This is a genomic window from Kutzneria sp. 744 (assembly GCF_000568255.1).
Taxonomy (GTDB): Bacteria; Actinomycetota; Actinomycetes; order Mycobacteriales; family Pseudonocardiaceae; genus Kutzneria.
On the sequence record NZ_KK037166.1, the window covers coordinates 8,965,435 to 8,984,938 of the forward strand.

Annotated in this window: 16 protein-coding genes and 1 pseudogene; 10 read left to right on the forward strand and 7 right to left on the reverse strand. The window is 70.7% G+C overall.

Features of this window, described 5'->3' with window-relative positions; all coding sequences use genetic code 11:
- Positions 1-6: 6 nt before the first annotated feature.
- Positions 7-984: pseudogene (locus KUTG_RS41160) on the reverse strand (DUF979 domain-containing protein).
- Entirely contained in the window at positions 981-1,667 is a 687-nt protein-coding gene (locus tag KUTG_RS41165) for a DUF969 domain-containing protein (protein ID WP_043724798.1), read from the reverse strand. The pseudogene KUTG_RS41160 and the gene KUTG_RS41165 overlap by 4 nt, the downstream one beginning before the upstream one ends.
- 215 nt (positions 1,668-1,882) lie before the next feature.
- Between KUTG_RS41165 and KUTG_RS41170 the strand changes: the two genes are divergently transcribed.
- Positions 1,883-2,698 carry a S1 family peptidase gene (locus tag KUTG_RS41170; RefSeq protein ID WP_043724804.1) on the forward strand — a complete coding sequence of 272 codons (816 nt, stop codon included), beginning with the start codon at positions 1,883-1,885 and terminating at the stop codon, positions 2,696-2,698.
- A 28-nt stretch (positions 2,699-2,726) separates the two neighbouring features.
- On the opposite strand, the gene KUTG_RS41175 is transcribed toward KUTG_RS41170, so the two are convergent.
- A complete protein-coding gene (locus KUTG_RS41175) occupies positions 2,727-3,713 on the reverse strand; it encodes a LacI family DNA-binding transcriptional regulator (protein ID WP_369794571.1) in 987 nt (328 codons plus the stop codon).
- A 45-nt stretch (positions 3,714-3,758) separates the two neighbouring features.
- The gene (araD, locus tag KUTG_RS41180) at positions 3,759-5,465 is read right to left on the reverse strand and encodes an L-arabinonate dehydratase (RefSeq protein ID WP_043724806.1); all 1,707 of its coding nucleotides are present in this window, start codon (positions 5,463-5,465) and stop codon (positions 3,759-3,761) included.
- Positions 5,466-5,768: 303 nt separating this feature from the next.
- On the opposite strand from araD, the gene KUTG_RS41185 reads away from it, so the two are divergent.
- Positions 5,769-7,871: a diguanylate cyclase gene (locus KUTG_RS41185; RefSeq protein ID WP_052396007.1), complete on the forward strand. Its 2,103-nt coding sequence runs from the start codon at positions 5,769-5,771 to the stop codon at positions 7,869-7,871.
- Between the two features lie 116 nt (positions 7,872-7,987).
- Here KUTG_RS41185 and KUTG_RS41190 read toward each other — a convergent pair whose 3' ends face one another.
- The 3 genes from KUTG_RS41190 to KUTG_RS41200 all read right to left on the reverse strand — a co-directional run bounded on the left by KUTG_RS41190 (position 7,988) and on the right by KUTG_RS41200 (position 11,213).
- Positions 7,988-8,644: a thiaminase II/PqqC family protein gene (locus tag KUTG_RS41190; RefSeq protein WP_043724808.1), complete on the reverse strand. Its 657-nt coding sequence runs from the start codon at positions 8,642-8,644 to the stop codon at positions 7,988-7,990.
- On the reverse strand, positions 8,641-10,038 hold the full coding sequence (locus KUTG_RS41195; protein ID WP_043724810.1) for a cytosine permease: 1,398 nt from the start codon (positions 10,036-10,038) through the stop codon (positions 8,641-8,643). The genes KUTG_RS41190 and KUTG_RS41195 overlap by 4 nt, the downstream gene beginning before the upstream one ends.
- Before the next feature lie 158 nt (positions 10,039-10,196).
- Positions 10,197-11,213: a helix-turn-helix domain-containing protein gene (locus KUTG_RS41200; protein WP_043724812.1), complete on the reverse strand. Its 1,017-nt coding sequence runs from the start codon at positions 11,211-11,213 to the stop codon at positions 10,197-10,199.
- A gap of 179 nt (positions 11,214-11,392) precedes the next feature.
- Here KUTG_RS41200 and KUTG_RS41205 point away from each other — a divergent pair, with 179 nt between their 5' ends.
- The 8 genes from KUTG_RS41205 (at position 11,393) to KUTG_RS41240 (ending at position 19,448) form a co-directional block, all read left to right on the forward strand.
- Positions 11,393-12,337: an alpha/beta hydrolase gene (locus tag KUTG_RS41205; protein WP_043724814.1), complete on the forward strand. Its 945-nt coding sequence runs from the start codon at positions 11,393-11,395 to the stop codon at positions 12,335-12,337.
- A gap of 5 nt (positions 12,338-12,342) precedes the next feature.
- Entirely contained in the window at positions 12,343-13,272 is a 930-nt protein-coding gene (locus KUTG_RS41210; protein ID WP_043732406.1) for an alpha/beta hydrolase, read from the forward strand.
- 149 nt (positions 13,273-13,421) lie between these two features.
- The gene (locus KUTG_RS41215; protein WP_043724815.1) at positions 13,422-14,873 is read left to right on the forward strand and encodes a purine-cytosine permease family protein; all 1,452 of its coding nucleotides are present in this window, start codon (positions 13,422-13,424) and stop codon (positions 14,871-14,873) included.
- Positions 14,870-15,403, forward strand: a complete 534-nt coding sequence (locus KUTG_RS41220; RefSeq protein WP_043724818.1) for a cysteine hydrolase family protein — start codon at positions 14,870-14,872, stop codon at positions 15,401-15,403. Before KUTG_RS41215 ends, KUTG_RS41220 begins: the two co-directional genes overlap by 4 nt.
- Positions 15,391-16,095, forward strand: coding sequence for a GntR family transcriptional regulator (locus tag KUTG_RS41225; RefSeq protein ID WP_043724821.1), 705 nt, complete (start codon positions 15,391-15,393; stop codon positions 16,093-16,095). The genes KUTG_RS41220 and KUTG_RS41225 overlap by 13 nt, the downstream gene beginning before the upstream one ends.
- Positions 16,092-17,075 carry an ADP-ribosylglycohydrolase family protein gene (locus KUTG_RS41230; protein ID WP_043724823.1) on the forward strand — a complete coding sequence of 328 codons (984 nt, stop codon included), beginning with the start codon at positions 16,092-16,094 and terminating at the stop codon, positions 17,073-17,075. Before KUTG_RS41225 ends, KUTG_RS41230 begins: the two co-directional genes overlap by 4 nt.
- Positions 17,072-17,998, forward strand: a complete 927-nt coding sequence (locus KUTG_RS41235) for a PfkB family carbohydrate kinase (protein WP_043724825.1) — start codon at positions 17,072-17,074, stop codon at positions 17,996-17,998. The genes KUTG_RS41230 and KUTG_RS41235 overlap by 4 nt, the downstream gene beginning before the upstream one ends.
- Positions 17,985-19,448 carry a CoA transferase gene (locus KUTG_RS41240; protein WP_043724827.1) on the forward strand — a complete coding sequence of 488 codons (1,464 nt, stop codon included), beginning with the start codon at positions 17,985-17,987 and terminating at the stop codon, positions 19,446-19,448. The genes KUTG_RS41235 and KUTG_RS41240 overlap by 14 nt, the downstream gene beginning before the upstream one ends.
- Positions 19,449-19,504: the final 56 nt, after the last annotated feature.

Consider the following 19,504-nt stretch of genomic DNA (forward strand, 5'->3'; position numbering starts at 1 on the left):
CATAGCTCAGAATCCCATCAGGTACATGATCGCGATGTTGCAGACCAGCAGCGGCACCGCGGTCGGCAGCTGCGCCTTGATGGGGCCGTAGCGGTCCTTCATCTCCAGCAGCACCGCCGGCACGATGTTGAAGTTCGCCGCCATCGGCGTGCACAGCGTGCCACAGAAGCCGGCCAGCATGCCCACCGCGAACACGATCGCCGGGTTGCCGTGGAAGACCTGCACCAGCACCGGCCACCCCACCGCCGCGGTCATCACCGGGAAGGCGGCGAAGGCGTTGCCCATGATGATCGTGAACAGCGCCATGCCCACGCAGTACAGGATCACGGCGATCAGCAGCGAGCCCTTGGGCAGGATCGCGGACACGATGGTGCCCACGGCCGTGCCGACGCCGGCGTTGGCGAACAGCAGACCCAACACGGCCAGCATCTGCGGCAGCACCGCCGCCCAGCCGATCGCTTGCAGCAGGCGGCTGCCCTCGGCCAGCGGCACGCCCAGCGACGCGTACCGCCGCAGGCCGCCGGCCGGGCGCAGCAGCACCAGACCCACCGCGGTGGCCAGCAGCGCGCCGACGCCGAGACCGGTCAGGGTCGCGGTTTCCCGTGGCCAGCAAGGGCTTCCCGTTCACGGTGATCGAGGCGATCATCGTGGCGAAGATCAGCGCCCCAACGGAATCATCAGCGCGGGCACGAACAGCCTGCCGCGCAACGTGTTCGCGGCGGTGATGCGCTCGGCCTGGCAGGTGGTGGCGATGGTCGTCCTGCCCAGTGCCCCGAATCCGGCCAGCCCGGCGATGATCAGCACGGCCAGCCCGAGCGGCCACGCCGGGGCGGTCTTGTTGACGACGAAGGTGGAGTAGCAGAAGGACAATCCCAGCAACGCCCAGAACGCGGCACCGCCGTACTGGGCCTGGCGGTAGCTGAAGCTCGCGCCGACCACGAAGAACAGGCCGCACACCCAGTACAGCCACTCGGCGTCGATCATGCCGGCACCTCCTGCTTGTCCGAGGTGCGGGCCAGGGTCCGGTCCAGCCACAGCAGGCGCGCGCCGTGGATCACGTACGCGCAGACGGCGGTGGGGATGGCCCAGACCGCGATCTGGAGCGCGTCCAGCTTCAGGTGGTACGTGCTGTCCACGAAGCTGGTGATCAGCAGGATCGAGCCGATGGCGAGGAAGATGTCCTCGCCGAAGAACAGGCCGACCGTGTCGGAGCTGGCCGAGTAGGCCTTGACCCGCTCGATCTGGCGGTCCGACAGCTCGCCGTGCCGGCGGATGGCCGCGGCCAGGGCCATCGGGGCGATCAGCGGCCGGACGGTCTGCGCCGGCCCGCACATGTCCTTGAGGCCCAGTGCCGCCGTGCCCTGGCGGATCAGCAGGTACGCGGCGAGCAGGCGGCCGGTGGTCAGCGCGCGGAGCCTGCCGATCAGCCGGGAGGCCTGCTGGAGCAGGCCGTACCGTTCGAGCAGGCCGATCACCGGGAGGGTGATCACGTAGATGGTGACCGAGCGGTTGGTGGCGAAGCCAGTGCCGAAGGTGTCGAGGATAGCGAGCGGGTTGAGGCCGCCGAGCAGGGCCGTGACGATGCCGGAGACGGTGACGACCAGCATCGGATTCAGGCGCAGCGCGAAGCCGATCACCACCAGGGCCACGCCGATGAGGACGACCATGTGACCTCCTTCACGGGATGGGGGTCCCTGGAGGGTAGGTCTTGTTCAACAATCCTACAAGATGGCGTGACGGTGGGTGATGGCCGACCCCGTGGCCCGGCTGGGTGAAACGTCCGACTTCCGGCGGGTACCGGGCGGTGCGCCTAGCCGGTCAACTGGTCCGACACTGCTACACCGTGTCACTTGCCCTGGAGTCACGGAAGGAAATCCCTGCCATGCGTAAGCGCCTCTTCGGCACCCTGCTCGGTGCGCTGCTCGCCACCGCGGCAGTCACCGCCCCCGCAGTCACCGCCGCGGCCCCCGCGGCAATCGACTTCTCCGGCACGGTCGCCCTGAGCAACTGCTCGGGCTCCCTGGTCAAGCTGCCCGGCGCCGCCACCTCCGGCCCGGCCCTGGTCCTGACCAACGGCCACTGCTACGAGGGCGGCTTCCTCAGCCCGGGCCAGGTGCTGGTGAACAAGTCGTCCAGCCGCTCCTTCACCCTGCTGTCCTCGACCGGCGGCAACAAGGCGACCCTGCGCGCCACCAAGGTCGCCTACGCGACGATGACCGACACGGACATCACGCTGTACCAGCTCAACACCACGTACGACGCGATCAGGTCGAGCTACGGCATCAGCCCGCTGGAGATCTCCACCGCGCACCCCACGCAGGGCACCGCGATCAAGGTGGTCTCGGGCTACTGGAAGCGGATCTACACCTGCAACATCGACGGCTTCGTCTACCGCCTCAAGGAAGGCGACTGGACGTGGAAGGACTCGATCCGCTACACGCCCAGCTGCAACACCATCGGCGGCACCTCGGGCTCTCCGATCGAGGACCCCAGCGGCAAGCTGATCGGCATCAACAACACGGGCAACGAGGACGGCGAGCGCTGCACCGTCAACAACCCGTGTGAGGTCGACCAGAACGGAACCACCACGGTCCACCAGGGAACGAACTACGGCGAGGAGACCTACCTGCTCGCCGGCTGCATGACCGGCAGCACCGTCGACCTGAACAAGGCCGGCTGCGCCCTGCCCAAGCCGTAAGCACCGGCCAAGCCGTAAGGACGTTGAGCTAGGCCGGCGGCGCCGTGGTCGCGCGCACGATGAGCTGGGTGTCCAGCTCGTCCTGCCGCACCTCGGCGTCCCGGTTGGCCAACCGGTCCAGCAGCAGGTCCACGGCCAGTCGCCCGGCCGGCACGACCGGCATCGCCACCGTGGTCAGCGGCGGCTGGCACAGCGCCCCGAACATCAGGTCGTCGAAGCCGGTCAGCGACACGTCCTCCGGCACCCGCACGCCGCGGTCCCGTAGCCGTGCCAGCACACCCAGCGCCATGATGTCGTTGTACGCCACGATCGCCGTCACCTTCTCGGCCATCGCGAGGTCCGCCGCCTGCAGGCCGCCCTCGTAGCGCGGCGGGAACGGCCCCATGTCGACCAGGTCGACGTCGTGGCGCTGCACGGCGATCCGCAGCCCCCGGCGGCGTTCCTTGTTGGACCACGAGGTGCGCGGGCCATTGAGGAAGGCGATCCGGTGGTGGCCCAGGGCCACCAGGTGGTCGACGACCTGCCGCATGCCGGAGCCGGAGTTCATCAGCGCCGCCGGCACGCCCCGCATGCGCCGGTTGAGCAGCACCAGCGTGGTGGCGTCGGCCAGCTCGCGCACCTGCTGCTCGTCGATGCCCGGCGAACACAGGATCACGCCGTCGACCTGCTTGGCCATGGCGCGCACCAGCTGCTCCTCGGCCGCCGGGTCCTCGTCGCTGTCGGCCACGAACACCGCGTGGCTCGCCATTCTCGCCTGGTTCTGCACGCCCTTGAGCACGCCCGTGAAGAACGGGTTGTTCAGGTCGGGCACCACGATGCCGATGTTGCCGGTCTTGCCGGTGATCAGGCCGCGCGCCGCCAGATTGGGCTGGTAGCCCAGGTCGGCCGCGACCGCGAGCACCCGTTCCCTGGTCGTGGCCCGCACCAGGTCCGGGGACGTCAGCGCGCGCGACACCGTGGCGACCGACACCTGGGCCTGCCGCGCGACATCGCGAATCGTCACCGCCACCGACATCCACCTGCCTTCCTGGAGCAACCGGAACTGTACGGGATCTTCGCGTCAGGTCGCGTCTGGTTCCGGCGTGCTGCCGGGCCGCGCCAGGAAGTCGAAGTCGCAGCCCTCGTCGGCCTGCATGATGTGTTGGCTGAACAGCGCCCCATAGCCGCGGGTGTAGCGCGGTTCCGGTGGTGTCCAGGCGGCCCGACGACGTTCCAGTTCGGACTCCTCGACGTGCATGTGCAAAAGCCGTTTCGACACGTCCACAGTGACCAGGTCACCGGTTCGGAGCAATGCCAGCGGACCGCCGACATGCGACTCCGGTGCAACATGCAATACGCAAGTTCCGTAACTGGTGCCGCTCATTCGCGCGTCGGAAATCCGTACCACATCGCGCACGCCCTCGCGCAGCAGCTTTTTCGGGATCGGCAGCATTCCGTGTTCCGGCATGCCCGGCCCACCCAGCGGACCGGCGCCCCGCAGCACCAGCACCGAGTCGGCGGTGACGTCGAGGTCCTCGTCGTCGATGCGCCGCTGGAGATCGCCGTAGCCGTCGAAGACGATGGCCGGGCCGGTGTGGCTGAGCAGCTCGGGCCGGGCGGCGATCGGCTTGATCACGGCGCCGTCGGGCGCGAGATTGCCGCGCAGCACGGCCAGTCCGCCGTCGGCGGCCAGCGGATTGTCGAGCGGGCGGATGACCTCGTCGTTGAAGACCTCCGCCCCGGTCAGGGTTTCGCCGAAGGTCCTGCCGGACGCGGTGGGGCGGTCCAGGTGCAGGCGGTCCCGCAGCCGGGTCAGCAGGCCGCGCAGGCCGCCGGCGTAGTAGAAGTCCTCCATCAGGAACCGACCGCTGGGGCGGAGATCGGCCAGCACCGGCACGGTTCGCGAGGCCTCGTCGAAGTCGTCGGCGGTGATCTTCACGCCGCTGCGGTTGGCCATCGCGACCAGGTGGATGACGGCGTTGGTGGAGCCGCCCAGGGCCAGCACGGTCGTGACGGCGTCGCGGTAGGCCCGCTCGTCCAGCAGCAGGGACGGTCGCAGGTCCTCCCGGACCATCTCGACGATCCGCATGCCCGAGGCCGCGGCCATCCGCTCGTGCCCGGAGTCGACGGCCGGGATCGACGCCGCACCAGGCAAAGTCATGCCCAGCACCTCGGCCACCGACGTCATCGTGGAGGCCGTGCCCATGGTCATGCAGTGGCCGGGGGAGCGGGCCAGGCCCTCCTCCAGCTCGCTCCACTGCCGGTCGTCGACCAGGCCCGCGCGGCGGTCGTCCCAGTACTTCCACATGTCGCTGCCGCTGCCCAGCACCTCGCCGCGCCAGTTGCCGCGCAGCATCGGGCCGGCCGGCACGAAGATCGCCGGCAGGTCCATGCTGGCCGCGCCCATCAGCAGCGCCGGCGTGGTCTTGTCGCAGCCGCCCATCAGCACCGCGCCGTCGACCGGGTAGGAGCGCAGCAGCTCCTCGGTCTCCATCGCCAGCAGGTTGCGGTACAGCATGGCGGTCGGCTTCTGGAACGTCTCGCCGCCCATGGAGCCGGCCGGCAGTTCGACCGGGTAGCCGCCGGCCTGCCAGACCCCGCGCTTGACCGCCTCGGCCCGTTCCCGCAGGTGGCTGTGGCAGGGGTTGAGGTCGGTCCACGTGTTGACGACGGCGATGACCGGCTTGCCGAGGTGCTCGGGGCCGCCGATGCCGAGCTGGCGGGTCCTGGTCCGGTGGCTGAACGCACGCAGGCCCTCGCCCTCGTACCACCGTTGACTGCGCAACATCTGCTACCCCCTCGCTCGCTCTGGACACCGTCATTGAAAACGTTTACTGTGTGTTTCAGCAACCAGGGTACGCCCGAGGGAGCAGCACAGACCCCGGTGTGGGTTGACATGCGCGGCGGCTTCGTCAACCCACACCGGCCCTCCCTTGCCAACGTTGGAAAAGTGCCCCGAAAAGCATTGTGTTCTTTCGACTCCGGTCTTTGGCCCGGCCGTCCCCGCGTTATCCCCTATCCTGAGCTTCACGTGATCGGGATGGGGACGGTGACTGATCCGTCGGCCAATTCCGGATGAGAGGGTGCTTGCATGGGCGCGAGGGGTCCGCGTACCGACAACGACCGGTTGTGGATCGGCTACCTGTCGGCGGGCGCTCTCGTCCTGCTCGCCTACTACCTGGTGCCGCCGGTCGGGGTGGGCGTCGGCGTGAGAATCACGCTGTACTGCCTGGACAGCGCCTCCGCCGCCGTGATGGTGATCCTCGGCATCGTCCGCCACCGCCCGCGGCCCCGGCTGCCGTGGCTGCTGCTGGGCCTGAGCCAGGTCGTCTACGCCGCCGCCGACACCAGCTTCTACGTCGCGCACTACGCCTTCGGCGTCCTCGACTACCCCGGCGTCGCCGACCCGCTCTACGTCGCCCACTACCCGCTCGTGGTGGCCGGCCTGATGCTGCTGATCCGCCGCCGCACGCCCGGGCGCGACCTGCCCGGCGTGCTGGACGCCGCCGTGATCGGCGTCGGCGCGGCGATGCTGTCCTGGCTGTTCCTCATCGCCCCCAACGCCCGGCTCGACGCGCCGGTGGTGGTGAAGGCCTTCTCGCTGGCCTATCCGGTGCTCGACCTGCTGATGCTGACCGTCGCTCTGCGACTGATCCTCGGCGGCGGCCGCCGGCCCGCGGCGTTCTACCTGTTGACGTTCAACATGCTGGCGTTCGTCGCGGCCGACACGATGTACGTGTCACAGCAACTTGACGGCACCTACGTGACCGGCAACTTCCTCGACGCCATCTGGCTGGCCGGCAACCTGGCCCTGGGCGCGGCGGCGCTGCATCCGACGATGGCTCGGCTCACCGATCCGTCCCCGGTGCGGGACGCCAGCATCGGTCCGGCCCGTATCGCCGCGCTGTGCGGGGCGGCGCTGATCGCCCCGGTCACGCTGTACATCCAGAGCGCGCGCGGCGACCTGCGGGACATCCCCGTGATCGCGCTGGCCTGCGCCCTGCTGTTCGGGCTGACCATCGCCCGGCTGGCCGGGCTGGTGTCCGACCAGCGGCGGCTGGCCATCACCGACGCGCTGACCGGGCTGCACACCCGGCGCTTCTTCGAGGCCCAGCTGCCCATCGAGGTGGCGCGGGCGCGGCGGGCCGGCGGCTCGCTGGCCGTGTTCATCGTGGACGTCGACCACTTCAAGTCGATCAACGACCACTACGGGCACCCGGCCGGCGACCAGGCCCTGATCGAGATCGCCGCCCGGCTGCGCGGCGCCGCCCGCGGCGGCGACGTGCTCTCGCGCTACGGCGGCGAGGAGTTCGCGCTGCTGGTTCCTGAGGCCTCGCTGAGCGAGCTGCACACCATCGCCGAGCGCCTGCGGTTGCGGGTCGCCAGCAGCCCCGTCGCGCTGTCCGAGGACACCTGGATCGCCGTCACGGTGTCCGTGGGCGCCGCCTGCTTCCCGTTGCACGGCGACAGTCCCAACGAGCTCGTCGCCACCGCCGACCGTGCCCTCTACGTCGCCAAGGCCCGCGGCCGGGACCGCGTTGTCGTCGGCGAGGCCGTCGCGACCAGCTCCGTCGTCGTCGCCGACCACACCGCGATGATCGACTACCTCAGTCACGTCGCCGACGAGGTCGATGCCCAGCTGCACGCCCAGGATCACAGCCTGGCCATCAGCCGCTGGGCGCACACCCTGGTCACCGCGCTGGGCCAGGACGAGGCCACCGCCCGCAACGCCGAGCTGGCCGGGCGGCTGCACGACATCGGCAAGATCGTCATCCCCGAGGCCGTGCTCACCAAGCCCACCGCCCTGACCGAGGACGAGTGGCGCCTGGTCCGCCAGCACCCCGAGTACGGCTACCGCCTGGCCCGCATGGTCCCCGGCTTCGGCGTCGTGGCCGACATCATCCGCCAGCACCACGAGCGCTACGACGGCAACGGCTACCCCTCGCGCCTCGTCGGCAACGGCATCCGCGTCGAGGCCCGGGTGCTGTCCATCTGCGACTCCTGGGCCGCCATGCTGGTCGACCGCCCCTACCAGCCCGCGCTGTCCGTCGACGCCGCCGCCGAGCAGCTCCGCCAGGGCCGCGGCACCCAGTTCGACCCCGACGTCGTCGACCTGTTCCTCGACCTGCTGCGCAAGGGCCAGATCGGGGACCTGAAGCGGCCCACCGAACTGACCCCCGAGCAGCAGGGCTGACGCTTATCCACAGGCTCCCCGTTTGTCCACAGGTCACCCGCTAACAAGATCGACCAGGGATCGCTGCGGGTAGGCTGGAGCCGGGGCTGCCCCCCTGGGAGTGGCGGGGGATGGAATCAGGCCAGCTCGGCCAGGGTGTTCCAGAACATGAGCTCGTAGCTCTGGATCAGGCGGCCGTACTCGAAGGCGGCCTCGGTGCCGCGCCCGGCGTCCAGGCCGGCCTGCACGATGGCGATGGCCGGCTCGTCGCCGTCCGGGGCGGGGGCGGCGAAGAAGTCGAAGAAGGAGCAGCCGTCGTCGTCGAAGCCGTAGTGCTGGCGCAGCCCGGCGGCGGCGGTGCGGCAGTAGTTGCCCCAGGCGGAGAAGTTGGCCACCACGGCCAGGGTGACGTCGGTGGGCTCGCCGTTCAGCGCGAGCCAGGCCAGGTAGGACGGATAGGCCTGGCAGCCGGCGAGGGGCTTGTACGAGCGAAGGTCCTCGTCGGACAGGCCGGCGGCGGTGGCGAACTTGCGCAGGTTGTCCAGGGCCAGGCCCTCGCCGGCGGCGAGGCCGGAGAAGAAGGCGCCGGCGGCCGGGTTCTCGCAGCGCGACGCCAGCACGAGGAAGCTGCGCCAGTCGCTGACGATGATCCGGTGCTGCTCGGCGGCCAGCGCGGCGAGCGCTTTCCGGGAGGCCTTGCCCTCGGCGATCAGCGGCACCAGGCGGTTCTCGTGCTCGCCCGGGGCCAGGTCCTTGCGGGCGGTCTCCAGCAGTTCGCGGGCCGAAGCGGTCATCGCTGCGTGTTCCCCTCAGTGATCGACGGTCGTAGCCGCCGACTGAAGCCCAGCACGGCCGCGGCGTTCGGTGTCCCGGCGACGACGGCGGCCAGTGCAGCGTAGATCAGTCCGGCCAGCAGCCAGGTCTCGACCGGCACGATGCCGACACCGGGCACGGAATCCTGCCCCGGCAGCAGGCCGAGGCCCCACGCCCCGAACGCCACGGCGACGATCACGGCGATCAGCGCCGGCCAGTTGGCGAACGCGGCCTCCCCCCAGGTGGGCACTTCGTCAACTCGACGCCGCCGCAACCAGAACTGGTCCACGCACATCACCACGGTGGTGCTGGGCAGGGCGATCGACGACCAGCTCGCGACCGTGTAGAAGCCGTCCTGCACGTCCGGGAACTGCCAGGTGAACACGGCGGCGATCACGGCCATCAGCAGGCAGGTGTGCCAGCGCTTCCAGCCCGGGATCGTGCCCAGCACGTTCTGGCCGCCGTTGACCATCTCGTAGTAGTTGCCGTCGTTGATCGCGACGATCAGCACCGCGGCCACGACACCGCCCAGCCACAGCGCCCCGAACAGCGAGTACTCGACGGTGTAGTGGAAGGCCGGCCCGAAGTCGTACTGGCTGGCCCCGGACAGCTCGGCCATCATCCAGCCGCCGGCCACGAACAGCACCAGCCCCACCGCGAAGGCGATGCCGAACGCCGGCGCCGGCCAGAGGAACTTCGGCTTGCCGTAGCGCCAGGTGTCGGGCTCGTTGCCCCACATCACGGAGCCGATGGCCACGCCGACCCCGGTCAGGAACGGCAGCTCGGAGCTGGGCCGGGGCCGCGCCGACAGGGCGTCGTCGGGCATGGTGCCGATGCCCTTGACCACCAGGTACAGCACCCAGACGATCATCAGCGGCGCGGCGACCCAGCGGGCGAAGCCGGCGATTCCCTTGAAGCCGAACAGGTTGTTGGCGATGCCGAGCACGGCCAGCACCACGCTGATCACGACCACGTGGCCCCAGCCGTAGAGGCCGTCGAACAGCGTGGCCAGCAGGTTGAAGGCGAACGCGGTCCAGCCGGCGGCCACGCCCACCAGCAGCAGGCTGACCAGGGCGGAGCCGAGCTTGCCGAGGATGGAGCGGGTGAGCAGGGCATGCGTCTGGCCGGTGGTGGAGCCCAGGTAGGCGGCCGGCAGCGCGTACAGGAAGTAGGCCACCGCGCCGATCGCGCCGGCGGCGATCGCCTGCAGCAGCGAGTAGCCGGCGTCGTGGTACTGGAAACCCAGGAACAGATAGGTGAATCCGGCGGCGAGCGTCACCCACAGGGCGACGAAGTGGTAGCGGGACCGGCGCTCGTCGGCCGGCACGATCCCGGCCGCGCCGGTCGAGTAGTCGTGATCTGTCGTGTCAGCCACCAGCGCGCCCTCTCCCCGTCGCCCATAGTGCTGGGAAAGCTACTACACGCAGCGTGAGGACCGACCCGTCGCCAGGCCCAAGCCTCTTAACCCGAAGAGACCAAAGTTGATCACGTTGGGAAGTCGGAGCGTCTCCTGTGTACCTCCGAACCGGTGATTCAGCCGGCGGAGTCCCGAAAACGCCGCAGGGCCAGGGCAAGCGTCAGCCGGAACCGGCCGGCCGGTTCGTCGACGGCATAGCCCAGGCTCGTCTCGGCCCGGGCGAGGCGCGCGGCGACGGAGCTGTGGTGGCGGTGCACCAAGGTTGCCGCCTTGCGCACGGAGTCGGTGGCGACCACGGCGGTCAGCACGTCCAGGGTGTCCTGGCCGCCGGGCTCGGCGGCCAGCCGGTCCAGGGCCGCCACGTCCGGGATGGCGCCGACCTCGCCGACCCGGATCTGCTGGGCGATCGGGCCGAGGGCGCCGAGATCGTCCCAGTGCACGGCGTCGACCACGCCCGGGGCGGTGAACCGCGCGGCGACCGTGGCCGCCCGCCACGACTCCGGGGCCCGCATCGCCTGCACCACAGGGCCTACGCCGATCGTCTGTCCGATGGGGACGATCGTTTCCGCCGGCCCGAGCACGGCGTGCTCGCTGCCGATCGCCGCCTGCGGGCCGGGCGGCTCGGGCAGCGGGCCGTTGCGCACGGCCAGCACCCGGATCGGTGTCAGCGGCGAGAAACCCAACAGGTGCAGGGCCCGTGACCGCTCGGCGTCGCCGGCCGAGGCCGAGACGACCAGTTCGACCAGAGCCGGATCGTCCAAACCGGACAGTCGGGCCCTGGTCTCGCCGAGCAGCACGCCGGCGGCGATGGCGAACCGCTCCAGCACGATCTCGTCCAGCGGCAGCGGCTCGCCGTCCCGCTCCAGCCAGACCCGGCCGCCGCCGTCCAGCTCGCGGCCGGCGGCCGGTGGCGGCGCGGTCACCAGCGACGTGCCGTCGGCGTCCATCCGCAGCCACACGCCCGTCTCGGGCACGTGCAGGCCGGCCGGGCACTCCGCCAGCTGCGCGGTGCTGGCCACCAGCCGCTCCAGCCCGGCGTGCTGGGCGACCAGGACGTCGAAGAAGCTGATCACCCGCACCGCGCTGGCCGCGTCGGAATCCAATGCGGACAGTCGAAGCAGCAGGCCCTTCACGTGGTCGAGGCTACCCGGCGCCAGCCACGTGGCGGGGCTCGGCGACCCGATTCGCGCCAGCTGTCGGATGCCGCCGGCCGCGCCGCCGGGCAGTGTTGTGGCATGAGCGAGCTTGCGAGCGAATCATTCAACGCAGAGCGTCCGCGAACGCGGACACCGAGCGACAGCGAGGTGCCGCAGTGAGCTACGCGATCGATCCCGAACTCCAGCCGTGGCTGGCGATGCTGCCGGTGATCAGCCTTGAGGACATGTCGGTCATCCGGGCCGCGATGGCCGATCCGGAGGCGCGGGCCCAGGGCTTCCAGCTGCCGGTGTACGAGCCGGCGTCGCCGGTCGCCGTGGAGGAGAAGCTGATCCCCGGCCCCGCCGGCGCGCCGGACGTGCGCGTTCGCGTCTACACGCCGAGCGGGCACAACGGACCGCTGCCCGGCTACCTCAACATTCACGGCGGCGGGTTCGTCATCGGCGACCTCGACCAGGACGAGTCGCTGGCCACCCGGATCGCCGACCAGATCGGGGCGGTCGTGGTGTCCGTCGACTACCGGCTGGCTCCGGAGCACCCGTACCCGGCGGGCCTTGAGGACTGCTATGCGGCTTTGGAATGGACCACGGCCAAGGCATCCGAGTTGCGCATAGACCCGTCCCGGATCGGGATCGGCGGCATCAGCGCCGGCGGCGGTCTGTCCGCCGCCCTAGCGCTGCTAGCGCGTGACCGTGGCGGGCCGGCCATCTGCTTCCAGTACCTGGGCGTTCCCGAGCTGGACGATCGCCTGGAGACGCCGTCGATGACGAAGTTCGTCGACACCCCCATGTGGAATCGGCCCAACGCCGTCTACAGCTGGCAGTACTACCTCGGCGGCCAGCCGGCCGACCAGTATGCCGCGCCGTCCCGCGCCGAGGACCTGTCCGGTCTGCCGCCGGCCTACGTCGACGTGTGCGAGTTCGATCCCCTCCGTGACGAGGGCATGATCTACGCACACCGCCTGATCCAGGCCGGCGTGCCGACCGAGCTGCACCACTTCCCCGGCACGTTCCACGGCTCCGGCCTGGTCGAGGCGGCCGCCGTCAGCCGCCGCATGTCCGGCGAGATGATCGACGCCATCCGCCGCGGCCTGAAGGCGTGACGACCATGGCCTACGCGATCGACCCCGAACTCCTGCCGTGGCTGGAGATGCTGCCCTCCGGCGACTTCACCGACCCCGTCGAGGCCAGGGAGCAGTTCCGGCGCGTCGTCGCCGGCCGGGCGGCGTACGAGACGTCGACGCCGGTCTCCATCGAGGAGAAGCTGATCCCCGGCCCCGACGGCGCGCCCGACGTGCGGATCCGCGTCTACACGCCGACCGGCCGCCCGGCGCCGCGGCCCGGCTACCTCTCCATCCACGGCGGCGGCTTCGTCATCGGCGACCTGGACATGGATGAGGCCGGTTCGCTCGCCGTCGCCGACGAGATCGGCGCCGTCGTGGTGTCCGTGGACTACCGGCTCGCGCCCGAACATCCGTACCCGGCCGGCATCGAGGACTGCTACGCCGCGTTGGCCTGGACCGCCGCCAACGCCGCCGACCTCGGCATCGACCCCGACCGCCTCGCCATCGGCGGCGGCAGCGCCGGCGGCGGCCTGTCCGCCGGCCTAGCGCTGCTAGCGCGTGACCGTGGCGGGCCGGCCATCTGCTTCCAGTACCTCGGCATTCCCGAGCTGGACGACCGGCTCGACACGCCGTCCATGACCCAGTTCGTAGACACCCCCATGTGGAACCGCCCCCGCGCAGTGATCAGCTGGGACGCCTACCTCGGCGGCCGCCCCGCCGACCAGTACGCCTCGCCCGCCCGCGCCGAGGACCTCTCCGGCCTGCCGCCCGCCTACGTCTCCGTGTGCGAGTTCGACCCCCTCCGCGACGAGGGCCTCATCTACGCGCACCGCCTCATCCAGGCCGGCGTGCCGACCGAGGTGCACCACTACCCGGGCACCTTCCACGGCTCCGGCCTCGTCGAGTCGGCCACCGTCAGCCGGCGCATGGCGGCCGAGATGCTGGACGCCCTCCGCCGCGGTCTCAAGGCCTGACCCCGTCAAGATTTCCCTGCAACCGGTTCCACGGGCCGAAAGGGAAAGATCCTCGGGACAGGTGGACCGCGGGCGTGTTGCCGGGCAGGGTCGGCGGGCGTATGGTCCGCCCAACTGAACAGGTCTGGACAGGATCAGAGGAGCCCTCGATGGCGCCCGGTGCGGACTCGGCCCCACTCCAGGTGGAGGCCAACGGCATCAATGTGATCGGCGACGACGAGCGCAAGGGCACGGCCAGACAGCTGTTCTGGCCCTGGTTCGGGGCCAACGTCTCGGTGCTGGGCCTGAGCTACGGCTCGTTCACGCTGGGCTTCGGCATCTCGTTCTGGCAGGCGGCGATCGCCGGCGTGGTGGGCATCGTCTTCTCGTTCCTGCTGTGCGGCTTCGTCGCGGTGGCGGGCAAGCGGGGATCGGCGCCGACAATGATCCTGAGCCGGGCGGCGTTCGGCGTGCGCGGCAACTGGCTGGCGACGGCGATCTCCTGGGTCCTGACGGTGGGCTGGGAAACCGTGCTGACGGTGCTGGCCACGCTGGCCACGGCGACGGTGTTCACGCAGCTGGGCTGGGGTGGCGGCCCGGTGGTGAAGATCCTGGCGCTGGTGGTGGTCGCGGTGCTGACCATCGGCGGCGGCGTGATGGGCTTCGACCTGATCATGCGCATGCAGACCGTGATCACGATTGTCACGGCCGTGCTGACGCTGGTGTTCATCGCCTTCGTGATCCCGCACATCGACTGGGCCAAGGTGGCCGCCGTCCCGGCGGGGTCGGCGGGCAGCGTGGTCGGCGCGCTGGTGTTCCTCATGACGGGCTTCGGCCTGGGCTGGGTGAACGCGGCGGCGGACTACTCCCGCTACCTGCCGCGGACCACCTCGGGCCGTGCGGTGATCGGCTGGACGACGTTCGGCTCGGCGCTGGCCCCGGTGGTGCTGCTGATCATGGGCCTGCTGCTGGCGGCCTCGTCACCGGACCTGAACAAGGCGATCGCGGCCGACCCGATCGGCGCGCTGGCCAGCGTGCTGCCCACCTGGTACCTGGTGCCGTTCGTGATCGTGGCGGTGCTCGGCCTGGTCGGCGGCGCGGTGCTGAACATCTACTCCTCGGGCCTGGCCCTGCTGGCTGCCGGCCTGAAGGCGCCGCGGTTCGTGGCCGCGCTGATCGACGGCACGATCATCATCCTCGGCACGATCTACGTGGCCTTCTTCGCCGACGACTTCCTGGGCCCGTTCCAGGGTTTCCTCATCACGCTGGGCACGCCGATCGCGGCCTGGTGCGGCGTGATGCTGGCCGACATCGCCTCCCGCCGAAACGGATACTCGGAGACCGACCTGTACGACCCGAAGGGCCGCTACGGCAGCGTGCGCTGGCTGGCTGTCGGCGTCGTGGTGGTGTCCACAGTGGTCGGTTGGGGGCTCGTCACCAACACGTACGCGGCATGGCTGTCCTGGCAGGGATATCTGCTCAGCCCGCTCGGGCTCGGCGGCCGTGACGGCGCTTGGGCGGCGGCGAACCTGGGCGTGCTCGCGGCCCTGGTGATCTCCTTCGTGGTCACGTGGGCGGCGCGGCGGTCGCAGGTGCGCAAACAGGAGCTGGTGGCGGCATGAAGGCCCACCTCGCGGTGATCGACATGCAGTACGTGTTCGCCGATCCGCAAAGTCCTTGGTTCACTCCGGGGTTCGAGGGCGTGATGGCCCCGATCCACAAGCTGGTGGCGGCGTTCAGGGACGTCACGTTCACCCGCTTCGTCGCCCCGGAACGGCCGGTCGGCGCCTGGCGGCTGTACTACGAGCGCTGGCCGTTCGCGGTGCAGCCGCCGGATGCCGAGATCTACCAGCTGGTCGACGGCCTGCAAGGGTCCACAGTGGACGAGACCACCTTCGGCAAGTGGGGCCCCGACCTGGCCGAGCGGGTCGGCGACGCCGATGTGCTGGTGCTGGCCGGGGTGGCGACGGACTGCTGCGTGCTGTCGACGGCGCTGGCGGCGGCCGACGCGGGCATGCTGACCTGGATCGTTGCCGATGCCTGCGCCGGCATGGACGACGCGGCGCACGAACGGGCCCTGGACATCGCCCGCGGCTACAGCCCGCACATCGAGGTCAAGACGCTGGACGAGGTGCTGACGTGCTGCGTCTGAAGTACGAGCAGATCGCCGACCAGCTGGCGCGGGACATTCGCGGCGGCCGCTTACCGCGTGGCGCGCGACTGCCCGGCGAGCACGTGCTGGCCAGCCGGTTCGAGGTCAGCCGCAACACGATCCGCCAGGCCCTGGCCGAGCTGGGCAGCCGCGGCCTGATCGCCACCCACTCCGGCAAGGGCTCGTTCGTCACCTTCGACGACCGCCCGCTGGACGACCGCATCGGCTGGACGCGGGCGCTGGCCGAGCAGGGCGTGCACACCACGGTCGAGGTCATCCGGCTGGAGCTGGTCACCGACCGGGCGATGGCCGACCGGTTCGGCGTCGACGACGACGAGTTCGTGGCACTCGACCGCGTCAGGTCCATTGTGGACGGGCCGCCGATCTCCTTCGAGTGCACCAGGGTCGCCGCCACCGACCCGATGCGCCAGCTGACCGAGTCCGGTCTGGACGGATCGCTGTACGACGTGCTGCGCGCGGAGGGCCTGGTGCCCGAACAGGGGGAGGAGTGGGTCGAGTTGGGGCAGATCACCGAGGTGGAGGCGGCTGTGCTCGGCCGTTCGCCGGGGGAGCGCTTCCTGCGGGCCCGCCGGCTGTGTCGGGATCGCCACGGTGTTTTCGTGGAGCACACGGAGAGTCTGCTGGATCCGGACCGCTTCCGGCTGCACCTGAAGTTCGGTGGCGTGGAGTGAGCCGCGCGCTGGCGGCGTTCACCGGACTGGCCATCGGCGACGCGCTGGGCATGCCGACGCAGTCGATGCCGCGGGAGGCGATCCAGGCCCGCTACGGCGTCCTCACCGGATTCGAGCCGGGGCCGGCGGACCAGCCGATCGCGCCAGGCATGGCTGCCGGCTCGATCACCGACGACACCGAGCAGGCGGTTCTGGTGGCGCGGCTGCTGATCGCCGGCGACGGGCACGTCGACGCGCACCGGCTGGCGGCCGATCTGCTGGCGTGGGAAGAGGACATGCGTCGCCGCGGCTCGCTGGACCTGCTCGGGCCGTCGACCAAGGCCGCGGTGAGCGCGGTGGCGGCGGGCGAGAGCCTGGAGCGGGCCGGACGGTTCGGCACGACCAACGGCGCCGCGATGCGAATCACCCCTGTCGGCATCGCGCACGGCGTCGACGACCTTCCATCCCTTGTGGACAAAGTCGTCGAGGCCAGCTGGGTCACGCACAACACGGGTGTCGCGCTGTCGGGCGCGGCGGCCGTGGCGGCCGCGGTGAGCGCCGGCATCGCCGGCGCCACCGTCGCCGAGGCCACGAAGATCGCGGCCGAGGCGGCGGGATTGGCTTCGGGGCGAGGAAACTGGATCGCCGCCGGCGATGTGGGCACGCGGCTGGCCTGGGCCAGCGAGGTCGTCGAGGACCTGCCGCCGGGCGAGGCCGCCGACACGATCTACCGGTTGGTCGGCACGAGCGTCGCCACGCAGGAGTCAGTGCCGGCCGCTTTTGCCGTGCTGGCCGTGCATCCGGACGATCCGTGGCGGGCCTGCCTGCTCGCGGCCTCGCTCGGCGGCGACTGCGACACCATCGCCGCCATCGTCGGGGCGATCGCCGGTGCCTGCCACGGCGACGACGCCTTCCCGGACGAGGCGGTGCGCACCATCCACGCGGTCAACGACCTTCCGTTGGCCGGACTGACCGCGGAACTGCTGGCGCTGCGCGGATGAGCCGCCTGGTGCACGTGGGCCAGGTGATCGTCGACATCGTGATGTACGTGCCGAGGCTGCCCGAGCGGGGCGGCGACGTGCTGGCGACCGGCGGCGGAACCGAGGTCGGCGGCGGCTTCAACGTGCTCACCGCCGCCGTGCGCCAGGGCCTGACCGCCGCCTACGGTGGCATGCACGGCACCGGGCCGTGGGGCGATCTCGCCCGCAAACGCTTGGCGCAGGAGCACATCGACGTGCTCCAGCCGAAGATGTCCGCGCTGGACACGGGTTTCACGGTGGCGCTGGTCGATGCGGAGGGGGAGCGGACGTTCGCCACCACCTTCGGCGCGGAGGGCCAGCTGCGAACGAACGACCTGCGGCGGATCCGGATCTTCACCGATGACATCGTGTACGTCTCGGGCTACGGCCTGGCTTTGCCGGTGAACGGCCCCGCGGTGAACTCCTGGCTGTCCACTGTGGACTCTAATATCACCGTGGTGCTCGATCCCGGCCCGCTGGCGGCGGAGATTCCCGAAGCCGTGCTGAAACCGGTGATCGACCGGGCCGACTGGATCAGCTGCAACGAGCGCGAGGCCAAGCTGCTGACCGGCGAGGACGACCCGGTCAAGGCCGTCCAGGCCTTGCGGCGGCGCAACGCCATCGTCCGCATCGGGTCCGGCGGCTGCGTGCTGGCGACGGCCGACGACGTGATCACGGTGCCGGGCTTCCCGGTCGAGGTGGTGGACACCAACGGCGCCGGCGACGCGCACACCGGCGCGTTCATGGCTGGCCTGGCCGCCGGACTCCCGCCGAGACGGGCCGCGCGGCGGGCCAACGCCGCCGCAGCGATCGCCGTCACCCGACGAGGGCCGGCCTCTGCCCCTACGATCGAGGAGGTGCACAAGCTGCTGAGCGACGAGGAGCCTGGGGATGTCGCTGACTGACAAGGTGGCGGCCGCGGTGGCGAACCCGCTGGCCACGGCCGAGTTCGACCCGCATGCCGAGCTGACGGAGGTGCTGGCCGGCATCGGCATGAGCCCGTCCGACACCGGCGGCGAGATCACCTTCGTCGGCGCGGACCCCGTGGTGCCGAGCACGCTGCGCCTCGGCGGCGCGGCCGGCATCGCCCTGGTCGCCAAGTCGGCGGCGATGGCCAAGCTGTGGCGGCTGCGCGGCGGCGAGGGCCAGGACATCTCCGTCGACCTGCGGGTCACCCCGCACCGGCTGTGCCCGTTCTACGACCGCAAGTGGGAGAAGCTCAACGGCCACGTGCCGGTGTCGGCGGCCAATCCCACCAACGCCTTCGGCTTCGCCTTCTACCGCACCGCCGACGACCGCTGGGTGATGCCGCTCAACCCGTACCCGAAGATCAAGGTCGCCGCCCAGAAGCTGCTGGACGTGCCGGACGACGCCGAGCGAGTGGCCCAGGCGGTGTCCAAATGGGACGCCCGTGACCTGGAGGCCGCGGCCGTCGAGGCCGGTGTGGTGCTGCCGATGTTGCGCTCCACCGAGGAGTTCCTGGCCGAGCGGACCGGCATCGAGGACCTGCCGCTGATCGAGATCACCAAGATCGGGGACTCCGACCCCGAGCCGCTGCCGGGCGGCGTGGAGTTGCCGCTGTCCGGTGTCAAGGCACTCGGCATGGGGCACGTGATCGCCGGCGCCGGGGCCGGCCGGGCGCTCGCGCTGCACGGGGCCGATGTGCTGAACCTGTGGCGGGTCAACGAGTTGGAGCACGATGTCACGTACATCACGGCCAACGTCGGTGTGCGCTCGGCGACGGTCGACCCCGCCGCGGACCGGGAGTTGGTCACTGGCCTGCTGGCCGGCGCGGACGTGTTCTATGCCAACCGCCGCCCCGGCTACCTGGCTCAAATCGGTGTCTCGCCCGAGCAGGCGGCGCAGGTCCGGCCGGGGATCGTGCACGTCACGGCCTCGCTCAACGGCGAACGCGGGCCGTGGGCCGGCCGGGTCGGCTTCGACCAGACCGCCGGCAGCCTGGTCGGCATGATGAACCTGGAAGGCAGCGACGAAGGCCCCAAGCTGCCGCCGATCCTCGTGGTCAACGACTACATCGTGTCCTGGCTGATGGCCACCGGCGCGGCCGAGGCGCTGGCCCGCCGGGCCGTCGAGGGCGGCAGCTACCGCGTGCACGTGTCGCTGACCCGGGCCGCGCTGTGGATTCTCAGCATGGGCGTGTTCGACCGGGCCTACGCCGCCGAGACGGCGGGAGGCGTTGAGCAGCATCGGTATCTGGACCCGGAGACGTTCACTGTGGACACTCCGCTCGGCGCGTACCAGGGCGTGACCGAGCAGGTCCGCATGTCGCGGACGCCCGGGCGCTACGCGGTGCCGCTGGTGCCGCGCGGCGCGTCCCGGCCGGTGTGGCTCTGACCGAACAGGTGAGTTCCGACATGTCGGGCGGGCATCGGCTCGGCCGATGCCGTCAT